General features: G+C 56.9%; 15 protein-coding genes. 6 read left to right on the plus strand and 9 right to left on the minus strand.

What is annotated here, in order from left to right:
- Positions 1-10: 10 nt before the first annotated feature.
- Entirely contained in the window at positions 11-979 is a 969-nt protein-coding gene (locus HG66A1_RS03295) for a YHYH protein (RefSeq protein ID WP_145180810.1), read from the minus strand.
- A 326-nt stretch (positions 980-1,305) separates the two neighbouring features.
- Here HG66A1_RS03295 and HG66A1_RS03300 point away from each other — a divergent pair, with 326 nt between their 5' ends.
- Positions 1,306-3,930, plus strand: a complete 2,625-nt coding sequence (locus tag HG66A1_RS03300) for an alpha/beta hydrolase-fold protein (protein ID WP_145180812.1) — start codon at positions 1,306-1,308, stop codon at positions 3,928-3,930.
- Here the strand turns inward: HG66A1_RS03300 and HG66A1_RS03305 are convergent, their stop codons facing one another.
- From HG66A1_RS03305 to HG66A1_RS03330, 6 genes are all read right to left on the minus strand, one after another.
- Positions 3,931-5,541, minus strand: coding sequence for a hypothetical protein (locus HG66A1_RS03305; protein ID WP_145180814.1), 1,611 nt, complete (start codon positions 5,539-5,541; stop codon positions 3,931-3,933). It abuts the gene before it with no gap.
- A 65-nt stretch (positions 5,542-5,606) separates the two neighbouring features.
- A complete protein-coding gene (locus tag HG66A1_RS03310; RefSeq protein WP_145180816.1) occupies positions 5,607-7,487 on the minus strand; it encodes a hypothetical protein in 1,881 nt (626 codons plus the stop codon).
- Positions 7,480-7,818, minus strand: coding sequence for an NADH-quinone oxidoreductase subunit K (locus HG66A1_RS03315; protein WP_145180818.1), 339 nt, complete (start codon positions 7,816-7,818; stop codon positions 7,480-7,482). Before HG66A1_RS03315 ends, HG66A1_RS03310 begins: the two co-directional genes overlap by 8 nt.
- On the minus strand, positions 7,815-8,621 hold the full coding sequence (locus tag HG66A1_RS03320) for a hypothetical protein (protein ID WP_145180820.1): 807 nt from the start codon (positions 8,619-8,621) through the stop codon (positions 7,815-7,817). Before HG66A1_RS03320 ends, HG66A1_RS03315 begins: the two co-directional genes overlap by 4 nt.
- Positions 8,618-9,658 (minus strand): hypothetical protein, encoded by a 1,041-nt coding sequence (locus HG66A1_RS03325; protein WP_145180822.1) that lies wholly within the window; start codon positions 9,656-9,658, stop codon positions 8,618-8,620. The genes HG66A1_RS03320 and HG66A1_RS03325 overlap by 4 nt, the downstream gene beginning before the upstream one ends.
- Positions 9,658-10,086, minus strand: a complete 429-nt coding sequence (locus HG66A1_RS03330; RefSeq protein WP_145180824.1) for a hypothetical protein — start codon at positions 10,084-10,086, stop codon at positions 9,658-9,660. Before HG66A1_RS03330 ends, HG66A1_RS03325 begins: the two co-directional genes overlap by 1 nt.
- A gap of 138 nt (positions 10,087-10,224) precedes the next feature.
- On the opposite strand from HG66A1_RS03330, the gene HG66A1_RS03335 reads away from it, so the two are divergent.
- From HG66A1_RS03335 to HG66A1_RS03355, 5 genes are all read left to right on the plus strand, one after another.
- Positions 10,225-10,719 (plus strand): gamma-glutamylcyclotransferase, encoded by a 495-nt coding sequence (locus tag HG66A1_RS03335; RefSeq protein ID WP_197996959.1) that lies wholly within the window; start codon positions 10,225-10,227, stop codon positions 10,717-10,719.
- An 83-nt stretch (positions 10,720-10,802) separates the two neighbouring features.
- Positions 10,803-11,276, plus strand: a complete 474-nt coding sequence (locus HG66A1_RS03340; RefSeq protein ID WP_197996960.1) for a DUF1569 domain-containing protein — start codon at positions 10,803-10,805, stop codon at positions 11,274-11,276.
- Between the two features lie 24 nt (positions 11,277-11,300).
- On the plus strand, positions 11,301-11,690 hold the full coding sequence (locus HG66A1_RS03345; protein ID WP_145180830.1) for a hypothetical protein: 390 nt from the start codon (positions 11,301-11,303) through the stop codon (positions 11,688-11,690).
- A 76-nt stretch (positions 11,691-11,766) separates the two neighbouring features.
- On the plus strand, positions 11,767-13,437 hold the full coding sequence (locus HG66A1_RS03350; protein WP_145180832.1) for an FAD-dependent oxidoreductase: 1,671 nt from the start codon (positions 11,767-11,769) through the stop codon (positions 13,435-13,437).
- Between the two features lie 38 nt (positions 13,438-13,475).
- Positions 13,476-14,870 (plus strand): sodium/glutamate symporter, encoded by a 1,395-nt coding sequence (locus HG66A1_RS03355; RefSeq protein WP_145180834.1) that lies wholly within the window; start codon positions 13,476-13,478, stop codon positions 14,868-14,870.
- Positions 14,871-15,278: 408 nt separating this feature from the next.
- On the opposite strand, the gene HG66A1_RS03360 is transcribed toward HG66A1_RS03355, so the two are convergent.
- On the minus strand, positions 15,279-16,295 hold the full coding sequence (locus HG66A1_RS03360; RefSeq protein ID WP_145180836.1) for a zinc-binding alcohol dehydrogenase family protein: 1,017 nt from the start codon (positions 16,293-16,295) through the stop codon (positions 15,279-15,281).
- A gap of 124 nt (positions 16,296-16,419) precedes the next feature.
- A complete protein-coding gene (locus HG66A1_RS03365; protein ID WP_145180838.1) occupies positions 16,420-17,214 on the minus strand; it encodes an SDR family NAD(P)-dependent oxidoreductase in 795 nt (264 codons plus the stop codon).
- Positions 17,215-17,265: the final 51 nt, after the last annotated feature.

Raw genomic sequence — 17,265 nt, forward strand, 5'->3', positions numbered from 1 at the left:
TATTGCTGGTTCAATTACTGAAGCTCCGTCCCGATCCCTGGCCCTGTCCGAATCCCGGAGGAGGACCACCAAAGGGGGGCGGACCAAAGCCACGTCGTCCACTGGGACCGCGTTGTCCCGGTCCGGGGCCGCGTCGCATAAAACTCGGATCCGGCGTCCCGCGCCACAGACGGGGGATATAGGGGAAATCTTCGGTGATGTAGTAGTGATAGATCCCTTCCGGGTATTCGGGGGTCACACCCATGCGTCCGTTGCATTCATCCAGGTCACCCGCGTCCGCGACATATTCATAGTCAGCCACAAACGTCCCGTCATACCTGCCGCGCGGGCCACTCGGTCGATTCCCTTTCTTGATTCGGTAGCTCGATTTCATTTTGCGAACCGCGCTCTCAGCATCGTTTGCATCGCTAAAACCAAACTGGGCATAAATCGGAAAACCATCTGCGGCCACACCGATCAGCGTGACTTCACCTGTTTTCCCCTGCTTTTGAATCAGTCCCGTCGGCAGACCATGATAGTGATAGCTGCCGGTTGGCTGGACATGGGCATTGCTCTGATCCAATCCGAGATTGATCTTTCCCGACTTGGCTTCATAGTTCCAGCCTGAACTGCGATTCCGGTTCCAGAACTCCGCAGTCGCCGCATCAAAGACCACACCATTGCTGGCGACTCCAAACGGAGAATGCGATACAGGCGTAGGGTTGCGGGTCGCCCTCGGTTCCATGGTCACACGGAATTCATACTGCTGCGGTCGAATCGTATTTGGATTGTTCCGATTCGGAAACCGGCCCGGCTGGTGATCGGGGATGCCGTTGGAATAGATGTACCGGTAGTTATCCTTAATGACCACCTTGACCTGGTTCGTCGCACTGGTATTCGTGGATCCGAAACCCGGAGGCCCGAACCCGGGAGGTGGATATCCAAACAGGGGAGCGGCACATCCGAGCGTCGCGAAACAGCAGAGCGTAAGCAGTCGCATATTCAAGGGGTTACCTCATTTTCACCAGACCCGGTTCGTCGCCAGAAAAATTCACGGATTCTTCTCACCTGTTTGAATAACGGGCTGACCACCGTGGAATCCACTGGCTTTGATCTGTTTTTTGTCAAAATGAAACCAGGTGTCGCCTCTCCGAAAATACGTTCACAAGGCTCTCGGACAGGCGTTCTGTTGACAGTCCACCCTGCGCTCACAAGAATCAACGTAGTAGTCAGCAGTCGCCGTCATAAACGACTGGCGCTGATTTCGCTTCAATCAAGGAATGATATGTCCCATTGATTCTCCGGAATCTGGAAATGGATTGACCGATGCAAACTCTCCGAACTCGCTTCCTGTTTGCGTTCCGCACCGCTTTTCTGGTCTGCTGCGTCAGCCTCCTGACGACGGGCCCCGCTTTACAGGCTCAAACAAAATCCAAAACACCCGAGTCCACACAAACGGCTCCGGTGAAAACCGGTTTTGTGAATGCCGTCTATAAAGATGACGCCGGCGAACATCGCTACGTTGTCTTCGTACCCCTCGATTACAACCCCGCGAAGAAATATCCGGTGATCCTCTTCCTGCATGGCGCCGGAGAACGGGGTAGCGACGGACTCAAACAGACCCAGGTCGGCTTGGGACCGATCATCAAACAGCAGGAAAAAACATTTCCATTCATCGCTGTCTTCCCGCAGGCGGAGAATATGAAAGAACGTCTGCTCGAGGGCTGGCTGGCTGACTCCTCAGATGGCAAACGGGCTCTACAGATCCTCAACCAGGTACTGCAGAAATACTCAACCAATTCAAACCAGCAGATCCTGACCGGCTGGTCCATGGGGGGCTACGGCGCGTGGAGCATGGCGGCCGCTTTTCCCAACCGCTGGTCGGCCGTGGTACCTCTCTCCGGCGGCGGTAAAACCGAATGGGCGGCGCAACTCAAAGACGTTCCCCTCTGGGCATTTCATGGTGCCAAAGATCGGGTAGTCCTGCCGGAAGAATCACAGCGGATGATCGATGCAGTCAAGAAAGCAGGCGGCGAACCGCGCTTCACCCTCGTTCCCGATGCCGGACACGATGTCTGGAAAGTCGCCTACTCTCAACCTTTGTTCGACTGGATGCAGAATCCCACTCAACAGATTGATCCCGCCGCACCCTTGCTGGTCAAGCCGGATCGTAAACAACCGGCTGCCGTCGACAGCGAAACTCCCTTCGTACCGGCACTGATGATCAATGATGCTGTCTCGGTGCGACTGGGCAATCGTTTTCTGCAGTCCCTCGCCGATGCAGTTCCCAGCATGGTTCCCGCGGATATGCTCGAAGGACGCATTGCCGACATTCAGGACTGGACCACCGCCCAGGGACGCAGCTTCAGTGTGCAGTTTTCCGGGATTTCCTATAAGGGAGCACTGGAACGCGCCGCCGTAGAAGCCTACGCTGCCGGCACCTTGAACATTCAGCTGGGTATCAAGGATGTGAACCTCTATATCAGCAACACCTACGTCACCGGCAATCGACATTCTGCGGTCGCCGGCCCGATCTCGGTCAGCATCGGTCATCAAAGACCGGTCTGGCTCAGCTTCGATGTGCGGCCCTTTATCCAGGGAGACCAGCTCAAGCTCAAACTGATCCGCACGCGGTTCACCATTCCCCAGGACAACTGGTACGTCTCCGGGCCGGCGGGTGTTTCGACCCGCGGGATCGGCATGACTTCTGAAAAGGTCTCCAGCGGACTGATTGACGGTATTTACGGGAGCAAGGGCCGTATTGAAGATGAAGTCAAAGCGATCGTCCCCGGTCTGGTGGATGAGCTCGAAAAGCAGCTCAGCTTCAGCGAAGCCAGCCAGGTCGTCGATGCCGTCTGGCCGCTTCCCGTCTATCAACCGCGAATTAAACTCTGGCCCCGTGAGGTCGTCACCGATAAACAGGGGGTCTCAATCAATTTTGGTCTGACCGTCGCAGCCCTGGATCCGACCAATCCACCGGCCACCGTTCAACAGGTCAACGCCTTTGGAACCCCCGTGGATGAAATTCCCAAGGTCACCGATCTGCAGGTCGGCGTCGCGCCCGGGATTCTCAAACCGCTGACCGAGATGCTCGTCAAAGACGATGTCGCGCGAATTCCCGTTCTGGATATTCCCGGTCACTCGTTCGATCCATTGGCGGATCGTAAAACATTACAGCAGGTCTTTCCCGATCTGAAGCAGTACGGCGACGGACTGCAGATCTGGTCTGAACTGGTACTCACGCGACCGATCCAGGTAGAAGACAGCAACAAGCCCAAGTCTGCCAGCGACGATCCGTTTCGCTTCGTCGTTCCCCGGGCGGCGATTTCAATGGCGATCAAAAAATCGGCCTCCGATAAACAGTGGACGCCTTACGCTGAGTTCTCACTTTCACTGAGTCAGGACGTCGATCCCGAGATCATCAATCAGAGTTTCTCGAAACGGGCCATTCGCCTGGACTGGGAAGGTGATTCACGCATTGGGGGTCTCGCCCGCTTCGCGCCGGAATACAAGCCGCAGGATAAAAACATCGATCAGGAAAAACTGCGTTCCCTGGTCCAGGCGGCCTGGGATGGCTGGACGAAGCAGGGCCCCGCTTCGGTCGCAGAGATCCCCGACATCGAACTCGGCTTCGGCCGTTATCGTATCCAGCAGATCCAGTGGTCTGCACCTCAGCTGCTGGCGACCTTCTCCGTACCCGAATTGAAGATCACCAACGGTACGAAACAGGACATCGAATACGAACTGAAAAGTCCCTACAGTGACTGGGGCGGACCGTACAAGCTGAAGTCCGGCGAGTCGCATGCCTTCGATGCGGCGATGCCACTCACCTATCGACGCAAAGTCGATGGGCAACTACAAGTCTTCACGCTCGCCTCCGGTTCGCATTTTGAGTTCCTGCCCGAAGCCGGTCACCCGGAAGGCGTGCTCTACGAAGCCGCCGATAACTGATCACTCTTCAACGGCCGCCTCGGTAGACGGGGCGGCCTCATAGCTGATCAGGGGGAACAGCGTCCGCTCCAACAGATAGGCCGGTGTGATCCCCAGGCTGACAATCAGTAACACGGCTGGTGCCAGCGCCAGCCAGACCAGCGCCCGTTTCTCAGCGGGCGCTGTTTCTTTGTCGGCTTTGTCGGGAGCGGATTGCGAAACGGTCAACAGCTGCCAGCCTCCGCGAATCAGTGCGAGGTTGAACAGCAGCGTTCCCAGCAGATAGCCCAGGGCCAGCAGCATCTGCTGGCTGGTCAGGCTCCACAGGAACGCAAAGCAGGCGGTGAAACCACCCAGGCCCGGAGCACCGATCAGAGTCAGCAGCGACAGCCAGCCCAGCCAGTATAATACTCGTTCTGAGGGATGCCCCTGTGTCAGTGACAGGCAGGGAATCACCAGCAGCAACACTCCCGCAGCCAGCCCCTGCACGACATTCAACACAGCCAAATAAGCGACGACTTCTTGAGAGGCAGAGAGAATCGTCAGCGTTAAGGCCGCCTGTCCCACCAGAAACCAGACGACAGTCTGCAACAGTTCCCGACGGGCACACGCCAGTAACGCCGTGATCAGGAAGCCGACAATTCCCCACAATGCCAGCAGGGAATACAGGCTCTCACTCACGCTCTGCTGCAACGGTACCAGGCAACGCAGCATGCCGTAGACGCTCAACTTGGTAAGGATCAATAATAGAATCAGTGACCAGCCCGTCATCACCGAGGGGGATGCGGTCTGTGCTGTCTGCTGTTTCAGCCACTGAGTCATGCCGTAATAAGCGGGGAACAGAAAACCTTTGCAGGCAAAGCCGGCCAGTAACAACAACAGGATCCACGGGGCACTGGTGCTCCAGTAAGCTTCAGCTAAAGGATAGAGTCGGACGTCGCTCCTGCTCTCCCGGAACAAGGCGTCAAACTGAAAGGTGAGTGCCTGCGGCGCCTCGAGCAGCACACCCTGCATCCAGGAAAACGATGTCGCAGCCAGCAGCAGTCCCGCCAGAATCAAAGTATCCCCCAGGAGCTGCAGGTACAAGGTACTTTCCAGCACCGATCGGGCCCGCGAACCGTTCCAGACCTGGAGCAGACCGATGGTGCAGACCGTCGACAGAAACAGGAACGTCACAAAACTGATCACATCATGCGAGATCAACAGTCCCGCCAGCAGAGACTGCAGAATCAGTAACAGAAAGTAATGCCGATGCGAGACCCTCGTCAGGCGATTGGAAAAGAAGACTAACAGCGGCCAGAGGCAGGTAATCAACAGCAGAAACCAGGCGGACAGCGCATCGAGGCCCCATTGAAAATTCCGGGGTGTGGCGGCGTCGGGTCCGGCCGTACTCAGTACCGGCAGCTTGAGCGTAATCGAAATGATGCGGGTCGCTCCGGTTCCCTGCAGTTCGGGGGCGAAGAGGACCAGTGCCAGAATCAGACAGGAGACGAGCGTATTCGAGAACGCGGTCCAGCGATGGAATTCCAGACCCAGTTTCACGCTGCCCAGGCCAAAGCAGGCCCCGGCGACTGGCATCACTACCAGCAGTACAGGCGAAAACGAAATCAGGGAATTCAGAAACAGGTCCATGAACGGGGCTCAATCAAAAAATTAAATCAATCTTGGCATAATCGTAACCGGGGAACCGCATCCCGCTAAATCTGTAACACCATCAACACCAGAATTAACACAGACAGAGTCATCACCAGAATCAATGTCGGAAAGGTGACCTGGCCGTTCTGCATGTGCAGCAGCAGATCGCCCCAGGCCCGAGGCAGTCGCTCCAGCGAGAACCGACTCAGGCGGGAAACGATCCACTCCTCAGCCAGGGATACTGTGCGAGCCAGCAACTCCAGTGGTTGAATCAACGCACGGTCCAGCAGCGACATCAGGTAATAATGCGAACGTCCCAACTGCAGCAGGGCCGGCGGTTCCGTAGTCGCGCTAGAACGGGAACGTCCCACGGTCATCCAGGTAAGGATCATCGCGACCAGCAGAGCCAGACCGAACAGGCTGCACATCAGCCAGTCATGTTCGAACAGGGGAGGCAGCATTTCCAGCAGAGGTCCCGGCCAGAGAGTCGGCATAAAAGGGAAGGGGATCAGTAACAGGCTTGCCAGCAGACTCACCCCCAGTGTCGCACTCCACAGGGCGAGCACCGGGAAGGATGCACCAGTCTTCGAGGATGAGTTTGAATCCGCCAGCGAGAAATAAAATCGCATCAGGCCTGCAACATATCCCGCCGCAACAGGTACGGTGAGCCAGATAAAGAAGCTGACGCGTAAATCGTCGGTTGAGCCCCACGCCAGAATCAGCGCCGGCAGCAGCCCCACCAGTCCACAGACCGCCAGCAGGATCAACAACATCATACAGAGTTTAATCGATGCCAGCGCTGCCCTCGGGATTCCATTCTGCTCTTGCCAGGCTGCCAGTAAAATCAGGATCACCAGGACCAGCAGTTCGAGAACCACCAGTGCCAGCGTGCTGGACAGCGTTCCCACCTGACCCAGTCCCACCGACGCGACCGCCAGTCCCGCGAGCGTCGCCGTCAACCAGCTCAGGCTGCGATCCGGATGCACATCGCGTGGCAGGCTCAAGGCGGAAAAGAGAGTCAGCAGAGCAGACAGCGTTCCCAGTTGCACCATCAGTGTGCGGGTTGCTGGGACCGCCTGAATCAGAGGCGCGCAGCGGAGCAACAGGAACAGTCCCGCGGTCATCGCCAGCAGATTGATCCCCGCCAGCGAACGTGCCGCCCAGTGCTCCTCCCGACTCACCAGCAGGGCCGAAGCAGGAAACAGGCTCAGGCGAGGCAGGGCGGCAAAGAAGAGCAACACGCTGATGCCGGGCAGGGCAGTGCGATTGGTTTCCGCAACCTGGGTCAACGCCGCCGGCTGCAGCATCGTAAGAAAATCCAGGCTGGTGAAATTGGTCTGAACGAGAAATAGTCCCAACAGCAGCATCCCATCCCCCAGCGCATTCCAGCCCCACCAGTGTCGGCGTGCCGTTACCGGAGCGAGTATCGTCCGCTGGTGCACTTCATGCAGCAGGTTCAGACTCATCGAGAGCAGGCACCAGCAGAAAAAGAGTTGCAGAAAGTTCGTCGCCAGGATGATGCCAGTTGTGGCACAGAAGCCCATCAGTAACAGCAAACCCCCAAAGCGCGGCGCAACGGTGTCTGCAGACTCAGCTGAATCGCGCGGACTCAACAACAGCACGCAGAGCATGCCTGCCGAGACCAGCGTATAGAATGTCAGGCTCAGTGAATCGTAGAGTACACCGATTTCCAGAGGCAGAGATGTTTCCCCGGGAAGCGTCAGCCAGCGGACCAGGGGGAACGAGTAAGACTGTTCTCCCAGCAGGGGACTGAAGTAACCAGCCGAGGCCACCGCGACCAGTGTCGTGACTGAGACTCCCAGCAGTTCGGGCCACCGCGGATTCCCTTTGAGAATGCGACAGGCAACCAGGGCCGACATCACCACCGTGACGAAGGGCACGACCAGTCCGAGTTGCAGTAACAGCGTGATTGTTTTATCCACCAGACCCGGCCCCCCTTTCCACGGGGGACTTCGTTTCCGCAGGGGTATCAGTATCAGGTGATTTACGGCGCAGGCTGAGTACCGCCAGCGCAGCGGCAGGCAGCATCACCAGAAACAGGACGAACAGAAAAAACACCGTCTGTGCCCGCGAACCCTGATACTCTGCAAACGCCGCCAGCATGAGGCCCGCTCCCTGCAGCCAGATCAGCAGCGAAAAGACGGTCGCCAGGCGATGCCGTTGCAGTAGCATTCCCAGGTAGCCGACTGCGATCAGGATGATCCCGATCATCAGATTCTGGTGGAGGACGGCGGTGGCCTGCAGCAGGATCATGCGTTCCCTCCCGGTTCCTCTGTCTGTGAAACGCGGGACGCCCGCGGGGAAAAGACCAGCCAGGTCATGCCCTCAAAGACCAGCAGCACGAAGCAGAGCAGAAGCAGCAACGTCGGCCAGTGTTGACTGAATAACCGGGGCAGCAGTTCCGGTAAGGAGAGCCCGGTCCATTCTGATTTCGGTACGGGTGTCACTTCGGCTCCCGGCCCCCAGTCCCGCTGGACCACCCACAGACAGACGCATAACAGAAATCCACATGCCAGGCAGGCCAGCAGCGGTTCGCGGAATGCGCCCTCTTCGTCCTGCTCTGCCGAGACTGTTTCGGATGATTCCTCATCGATGCAGTTGTGATAACAGAGCAACAGGATCAGACCTCCCAGAGTCAGCCAGCTGAGAATCATCAGCGGAGGCATGTGAGCCTGGAGAAATAATAATCCACTGGAGAGCAGAGAAACCGACGCAGCGCCCAGGGCCCATCTCATTCGCGAAGCGAGTACTGCGGCCGCACCACTGACGATGACCAGCGTACCTACGGGAATCGGACTGAATAACGCCAGCAACGACTCCGCATTGCCTTCGGTCTTGAAAGAGAAGGGGGCTCCGAACCAATAGAGCAGGATCAGCAGTGCCCCGATTGAGAGCAACGGCCAGCCCCAGCGGCGAGCCGTCTCCGGTGCCTGATGTGTCGTTAAATTCAGATAACCATACACGCCCGTCAGCATCAGTAGAATCAGGACCGCCAGTGTTAAAAACAGCAGGTTATCCGCGGTGCCGGGCAGGTAGAATAACAGCTCGTCGATCATGGCTGAACCTCCCCTGCAGGCTGTACTTCCGCGTGTGCGTTCGTGGAAGCGGGGAACGGAAACCGAGGCAGCACAAAGCCCCACCAGATCGCCAGCAGGCTGAAGTTGAGCAGCAGATGCATGTAATGGTCTGACATGCCCAATACATGAAACGCCAGAAACGAAGCGGAAACCGCAACCAGCGACAGCCAGAGCAACAGCTTCCACAGCGCTTCCGGATCATAGCCGGGACGTCGTTTCAGAAAACGGATCAGTCGATAATGGACTCCCACCAGCACCAGGGGCAGGGCGGGAAACAAACCAAATCGCATGACAATCTGCAGCACGCTCATCTCCTCGCGCGGGCTGAAGCAGGTCAGGCTGAGGATGATGATAGACATCACGAAGACGGTGTTAAAAAGATGCAATTCGCGAATCCAGTGCTGTACCGGCCGGACAGGTTTGGGTGCCTGGGCATTGACGAGAATCACAGGGCCGGTCAGCGACAGGAACAGCGCCAGCATTCCCACTGGTTGTATCAGCAGCAACCAGACAGTGGAGGTCGCGCCGCTCGTAGCCTGTTCCGCATGCACGGGGAGATAGGCTGCCACCGAGGCGAAAGACAGCAGCAGCGGGAGCCAGAAATATCCATTGAGTAGCAATCCCGACAGCGGGTGCCTCTGTCGCTCGGTTACCGCCAGACTGATATGCCCCGCTGCCTGTAGCAGTACGAACAATCCCAGATACATCATCGGTGCATAGCGGCACGTCACGAGCCCGGTCGCTTCGACCGGTTCACTCCGTATGGACCACATGTTGGTGATATAACCGGGGAGAAAAGCAATGGTCAGCAGACCGCAGGTCAGTGAGAACAGCAGCAGACAGCGTTCGCTCCGTTGAGTGATCTCTGCCTGGGAACGGGCAACCCGCTTCACTGCGAGTTGCAGTCGCGTTTTGGCGGAGGCGTTCAGGGGAGACCAGGCCGTCTCTGCCAATAGCAGCGAGATAAACAGAAACACGAGCGTGCTCATCAGGAACAGGGGAATCTGCCACAGCATCAGGTGGCCTCCGTCGGATTCGAATCATCGGCGGACGCTGGTTCCTGTTTCGCATAGATCGTCAATTCAGGAGCAGAGGGCACCGGTGCGGTCTGCGGCTTTTTCGGTGCGGTCAGCATGCCCGACCAGAGTGCCATACCCCAGGTCAGGAGCAGGGCCGCTCCCAGAGTCCAGGTGATCGGGTTCCGCAGTGAGGTTGTCTGCACGCTGATTCCCAGTACCAGCAGCAGAATACAGACGGCTATCAATACGGTCGTAAAGTTCCAGTACAGCGCGTGCTGTGGTGCTTCATAAGGGCCGGCACACGACACGGAGTCTTCGACGATTGATTCGGACTCGTCGCGAAACCATTTCTGAATGGTCCACCAGACAGCCAGCGCCGTCAGCGAAGCAGTCAGCAGTAATATCAGAAAGGTGAACCAATCCATGGTGGGCTTTCGACGAAATGCGGAATAGCAGCCGGGAACGCAGGTGACCGAACTCTTGATAGGTACCAATTTTAAGTGAAATCGAGGACGAAGCGAAGCGACTCGCCTCCTGCAAATCTTCCAATTCAGGAAATGAATGTGCGGCGCCACTTTACAGTAGACGCCCACCTGCCAACAATGCTACCGGTCGAGCATGCGGATCTGTCGGCACCGGTTGAACGAGATCCCGCTGCGTCCGGGGAAGGCACTCTCATGAATGATGAATCACAGACTCTGATCTTTGTCTACGGCACTCTCAAGCGGGGGTTCTGTCGGGCTCCGTTTCTGTCTGATCAGCAGTTTCTGGACGAAGCATGTACCGCGCCCCGTTACGCACTCTATGATTGTGGCGCGTACCCCGCACTGGTTAAAGACAACATCACAGGCATCCGCATTCAGGGCGAACTGTGGCGCGTGGATGCACGGGGGCTGGAAGTCCTTGATGAAGTCGAAGGGGTTGCCGAACAACTCTATGCCCGGGAAAGCATTGAACTCGAGTCGCCGCTGATTTCCACGGGAGTGCAGGCTTACTTCTATCTGCCCGATGTCTCGCAGCTGCCCCGTCTGGGAGATTGCTGGACCCGACAGACCTGAATTTCCATGGGAGACGCTTGTGATTTTTCGTTCAGCGCCTCACAATGGCGCTGCTGACTCAAATCGCTTTTGGAGAACCCGTCATGTCTGCGCCCACCAAAGCCCGCAGAACCGTATCCTACGCATCGTTACAGGAAATTGCTGACGACGCACAACGTCTCCATGCTGCTGGTGCCCCCACCACGGGAAACTGGTCGCAGGGGCAGATCTATGATCATCTGGCACGATTGATGGATGGCTCTCTGGACGGCTTCGACTTCACCGCTGCCTGGCCGTTACGCAAGATTTCGAAGTGGATTTTCAAACCACTGATTTTCAAGAAAGGCATGCCCGCCGGTTTCAAATTGAAAGGGGATGCCGGCAGAGTCCTCCTTCCAGATCCAGTCGCAGACCAGGCGGGGCTCGATCATCTGTTGCAGGCGATTTACCGTCTGCAGAACGAATCGCAGCGTCACCCCAGCCCCGTGCTCGAGGAACTGACCCGCGAAGAGTGGGATCTGCTGCATCGTCGACACGCCGAACTGCACATGAGTTTCATCGCCGAACCGGAAGCCTGACCTCCCACCCCATCGAGGATCGACGTGGACGACGAACCGAATTCTCCCCCAACGGAGCCCGCACGACCGAAAACATTCGACGAACGCCTCCGCAGTTGGAGCCTGCTCAAGCGTCTGCTGCTCGCCTTCTGTCTGCTCACTGCATCTTACATCACAGCGGCGGGTACCGGATTGATGATCCTGCTCATGCTGGCTTTCTCGACTGACGGCTGCCAGCACTTTCCCGATATGCTCGGCTTCTTCGTCTTTCAGTTTCCCATTTACGCACTGGGAATCTGTACCGCCCTGCCGGCCCTGTTTCTGGCCTGTGCCTGTTCAATCCGCTGGATCGTAGGCTCGATCTTTTTCTGCGTGGGTCTTTGTGCGTTCTGGCTTGTGGGGGGCTTCATCGCAATCGTGATGGCCTGTCAGTAGAGGTATCCGCCCGCGGCGTCTATAATGCCGCTGCAGTGATCTAATGACACACAGTGAATGACCGGAAAGGGATGCAATGGCAGAGTCGCAGGGAAACAGAATCATCGTCGTGGGAGGAGTCGCAGGGGGCGCCAGTGCTGCAGCCCGGGCACGTCGCTGCGATGAACACGCGGAAATTATTCTGTTTGAGAAAGACGAATACGTCTCTTTCGCCAACTGTGGTCTGCCCTATTTTATCGGCGAGGAAATCACCGAACGCAGCAAGCTGCTCGTCGCGACACCCGAGCTGTTTCGAAACCGCTTTAACATCGATGTCCGCACCCGGCACCTGGTACAATCAGTCAACGTCGAAAACAAAACCGTCTCGGTTCTCAATCGGGAGTCGGGTGAGGTGAGCGAAGAGCCCTGGGATCGGCTGATTCTCTCTACCGGTGCGGCCCCGATCACGCCCCCTTTGCCGGGCATCGAATCCGAAAACGTATTCACACTCCGTAATCTGAACGACGCAGATGCCATCAAGGCCTTTATCGCGGAGCACGGCTGCCAGAAAGCGGTCGTGGTGGGGGCCGGCTTTATCGGACTGGAGATGGTGGAACAGCTGCATCATCTGAAACTGGAGACAGATCTGGTCGAACTGCAGCCCCAGGTCCTGCCTCCACTCGATCCGGAAATGGCCCGCCTCGTTCAGAACGAACTGATCGATCACGACATCAAGGTGCATCTGGGAACAGCCGTCGTGACGATCCAGACTGAAAACAACACAGCCACCGGAGTCGAACTCGGTAACGGAACACAGATCGCTGCAGACCTGGTCATCCTGGGAATCGGCGTTTCCCCGGCGATTGAACTGGCCCAGGCCGCAGGCATTGAAATCGGCGCACGGGGCGGCATTGCCGTGAATGACTTCATGCAGACATCGCATCCAGACGTTTACGCGGTCGGCGACGCCGTCGAATATCAGCACGGCGTTCTGGGAACACCCCAGCGCATTCCGCTCGCCGGTCCCGCGAATCGCGCCGGACGTATCGCCGGTCAACATGCCGCCAGCACCTCGGCCGACCCGATGATTGCCCCCATGGGAACGGCCATTGTCCGTGTCTTTGGTATCACCGCAGCGTTGACGGGACTCAGTAAAAAGTTCGCGGAACTCACTCAACGTAAAAATCGTTCCATCATCGTTGTCGGCAAACATCACGCCGGCTATTTCCCCGGAGCCCAGCAGCTGTTTCTCAAGCTGACCTACGATCCTGAATCAGAGCGGATTCTGGGCGCCCAGTCTGTCGGTCGTGAAGGCGTCGATAAACGTATCGATGTGATCGCCACTGCGATGAAGTTTAAAGGCACCGTCCGCGATCTGGCCGGTGTCGATCTCTGTTATGCTCCGCCCTTCGGTTCGGCCAAGGATCCGGTCCACATAGCGGCGTTCGTTGCCTGCAACGATCTGGATGAGCTGACCCGCATCATCGAAGTCGATGCCGACCTCTCTGCTTATCAGATTCTCGATGTCCGTTCCCAACAGGAAGTCGACACGTTCCGCTTCCCCGAGATTACGCACATTCCCGTCGACGAACTCCGCGGTAGGCTGGGTGAACTCGATGCGTCGCGGCCGATCATCACCGTCTGCCATTCCGGGATGCGGGCTTATATCGCCGCCCGGATCCTGCAGCAGTCGGGTTTCGAAGACGTCCACAATCTCACCGGCGGCATGCTCATGCAACGCTTCGCCCGACCGGAGCTGTTTGAATAATTTATCCTGCTCAATAATCTGGAAACCCACACCACACGATGTTCGCCGACTTCGCTCTCATCTCGGTTCTGCTGGTCATCTCGCATCTTTTACGTTCCCGACTGCGTCTCCTGCAGAATCTGCTGATTCCCGCACCCATCCTGGCGGGCTTCCTCGGATTGATCGGCGGCCCGCAACTGCTGGGCTGGCTTCCCTTCAGTCTCACCGGGGAAGGCAAGATCGCGATGGAGCGTTATCCCTATGAACTGATCGCGATTCTGTTCGCAACCCTTTTTCTCGGACATCAGCCCCACCGTCCCACGCTGCGAACCATGCTCCGCGATGTCGGCGATACCTGGTTCTATAATTTCGCTGCCTACATCGGACAGTTCGGCGTCGCCCTCCTGTTTGGTCTGTATATTCTGCCTTTGATGTTTCCTGATCTCAATCCCGGCTTTGCCCTGATGATGCCCGCCGGCTTCGCGGGGGGACACGGCACAGCGGCCGCGGTCAGCGAATCCCTGCAGGCAGGTGGCTTCAATGACGCACAAAGCCTGGGCTTCACGTTTGCCACGATTGGTCTGCTGATCGGGATCTTCGGCGGTCTGACGTTGATTAACATCGCTACCCGACGGGGCTGGACGCACCTGGTCTCTTCCGCACAGGAACTGCCCGAGAGCACCCGCTCCGGTTTTCTCACTCCGGAAGAACAGACCTCAATGGGCACCAGCACTGTCAGTGCCATGTCCCTTGATCCACTTACCTGGCACTTCGCGATCGTGATGACCGCGTTCGGCGGTGCACACGGAATCGATTACCTGTTTCGACACGTACTCGAATCCAAAATCATTCTGCCCCTGTTCGCAGTGGCGCTGCTGGTCAGTGCGGTGTTACAACTGGTACTCGAACTCTGTCACATCGGCAAGTATGTCGATCGGCAGGTGATGGCCCGCATCGGTTCCTCGGTCTCCGACTACCTGATTGCCTTCGCGGTCGCCTCGATCAAAATCAGCGTAGTCGTTGAATACATGGCCCCGCTGATCGTCATGTCGCTGCTCGGTTTCCTCTACGCGATTGGCATGCTCTGGTTCCTGGGGCGGCACCTGTTTCACAACTTCTGGTTCGAACGCAGCATCTTCGCCTACGGCTGGATGACCGGCGTCGTCGGCATCGGTGTGCTGCTACTGCGGATCGTCGACCCGCAACTCAAATCCAAAACCCTGCAGGACTACGGCCTCGCTTTTGTTGGTATCTCACCTCTGGAGATCCTGCTGATCGTCGTCGTCCCGCCACTCGTCGCCCGACAGATCATTCTCGCGCCTGCAATTGTCATCGTCGTGATCGCTGTTGCCTGTTTCGCCCTCTCCGCATACTTGGTCGGCTGGTACCGCACTCCACCCGGCGAGTTCCGCCCCGGCGAACAGGAAATCATCGACGAATTGAAGTCGCCATGAAATCTCGTTCAATAGACTGGTACTTAATTAAGGTCCATATCTGGTAAATGCGACCATGAGAATCTGAACAGACGCAAAATAGATCAATACTCCTGCAATGAGTACCAGAAAATGCTGCAGGGTTGAACGATCGTGTTTATTAAACAGGAAAATGAATGCGACTGGAAAGCCCCATAATGAGTACAAGCTCAAAACTGTGAACAGAAATGAGTTCAACAAATTGGGGTAGCTTCTGATATTACCAAAGCGAATTTGTAGGCACATCACAGCTGCAAAGAATGCCTGAAGCCAGATCAGCGATCGGACGTTCGCCGGGAAGCACTTTACGAGAAACCGTTTCATGAAAAAATTTCGTGTCTTTTGTGCATTTCGTGGTAGCAAAAACGTACTTAATACCACGTTCGTGGTTCACTCCCAGCCACTCAGAACAATCTTCCCAATCGTGTGCCCCGCTTCCAGGGTTTGATGCGCCCACCGCAGGTTCTCTGCATTGATCGGCGAGCGGACCTCGTTCGCCGTACATTGCAGTTTCCCCGAGTCCAGCCACGCTGACACGCGATTCAACAGGTGATGCTGCTCGATCATATCCGGCGTCTGGAACATCGATCGCGTATACATGAACTCCCAGATCATCGTTGCCGACTTGCGTTTCATCAGCGACTGATCCAGCGGCTGCTTATTATCCACCAGTAGCACAATCTTGCCCTGTGGGCGCAGCAGGTCGATGGCCTGATCCCAGTGCTGGTCGGTATTGTTGAACAGCGCGATGTGATCGATCTGCGTCAAACCCAGCGTTTCCACCTGCGGACGCAGCGGCTCAAAATGATTGATGACATGGTCGGCCCCGAGTTGCTTGACCCACTCGATCGACTCCGGCCGCGACGCGGTGGTGATCACCGTCAGTCCTGCCAGCTTCGCGAGTTGGATCCCAATCGAACCGACGCCCCCGGCTCCGCCGGTAATCAGAATCGTCTCACCCGCATTCCCTCCTTCCACGTCAATGCCCAGCCGATCGAAGAATGATTCATACGCGGTGATCGCTGTGAGGGGAATGGCTGCTGCCTGAGAAAAGTCGAGTGATTTCGGCTTCGTACCCACAATTCGCTCGTCGATCAACTGGTACTCGGCATTGCATCCGGGGCGGGTAATGTCACCTGCATAAAACACTTCATCACCCGGCTGGAACAGTTCCACCTCCGGTCCGACCGCCTCGACGACTCCCGCCGCATCCCAGCCGAGCACTTTGGGAGCAGGTTCCTCCCCCTCTTTGGGAGCCCGGACTTTGGTATCCACCGGGTTGACAGCAATCGCTTTCACCGCAACCAGCAGGTCCCGCCTGCCTGGCTTCGGTTGATCCAACTCAACATCCATTAATGATGCGGGATCCTCAATCGGCAGATAACGGGTCAAACCAACGGCTTTCATATTTCAGGCTCCTCTCCAGGGACGATGGGATCTCGGGTGATGAATATCATGTCATGTTCTTCGGAATCGAAACAGAAATCAAGTTCGCTCTCTTCAGTCAGGATCACACGTTGATAGTGAGCGTTTAGCCCAGATCATCTACCAGTCCCCCTTCGACGCGGAGCGCTGCTCCGGTGGTGACGGAAGACAACGGCGATGAGAGCCAGGCGACCATCGAGGCCACCTCTTCCGGTTCGATGAATCGTTCGATCAATGAGTTCGGGCGAAACCGGGGAATGAACTCCTTGCGCATTTCCTCAGCAGAAATCCCTTCGTCCTCTGCCAGTTGCGCGACGAAATCCGCGACGCCGTCCGTCCAGGTCGGGCCGGGTAGAACGGCGTTGACATTCACCCCTGTCCCTTTCAGCGTTTTCGCCAGTCCCCGCATGACTGAGAGTTGTGCTGTTTTGGTCATGCCGTAATGCACCATCTCGGCCGGAATACTGATAGACGATTCGCTGCTGATAAACAGGATCCGTCCCCAGCCCCGGTCCTGCATGCCGGTCGCCAGAGCACGACTCAGTCGAACGCCGCTCATGACGTTGACTTCAAAGAAACGCAGCCACTCTTCGTCGGGAATCTCAAAGAACGGTTGTGGCTGAAAGATGCCGGCATTATTTACGAGGATATCGATCTCACCAACGGACTTGAGTCGCTCCAGAAATTCTGCAGCACCGTCCGTCGAACCAACATCGCCATGTACCGCGATCGCCCGGCCGGCTCCCTTTATCGATTCCGCTGCGGCCTGAGTGCGTTCGGCATCGCGACCATTGACGACTACCGTAGCCCCTTCATCGACCAGTGCCTGGGCAATGGCTTTTCCAATACCCGCGGTCGATCCGGTAACAACAGCTGTTTTTCCTGTAAGTTGCAAGTCCATCAAAGCCTCCCGTCACTGTGAATGATTTATCTCAGTCTGCCCGGAATCCAT

The organism is Gimesia chilikensis, from assembly GCF_007744075.1.
In the GTDB taxonomy this organism is placed as follows: Bacteria; Planctomycetota; Planctomycetia; order Planctomycetales; family Planctomycetaceae; genus Gimesia; species Gimesia chilikensis_A.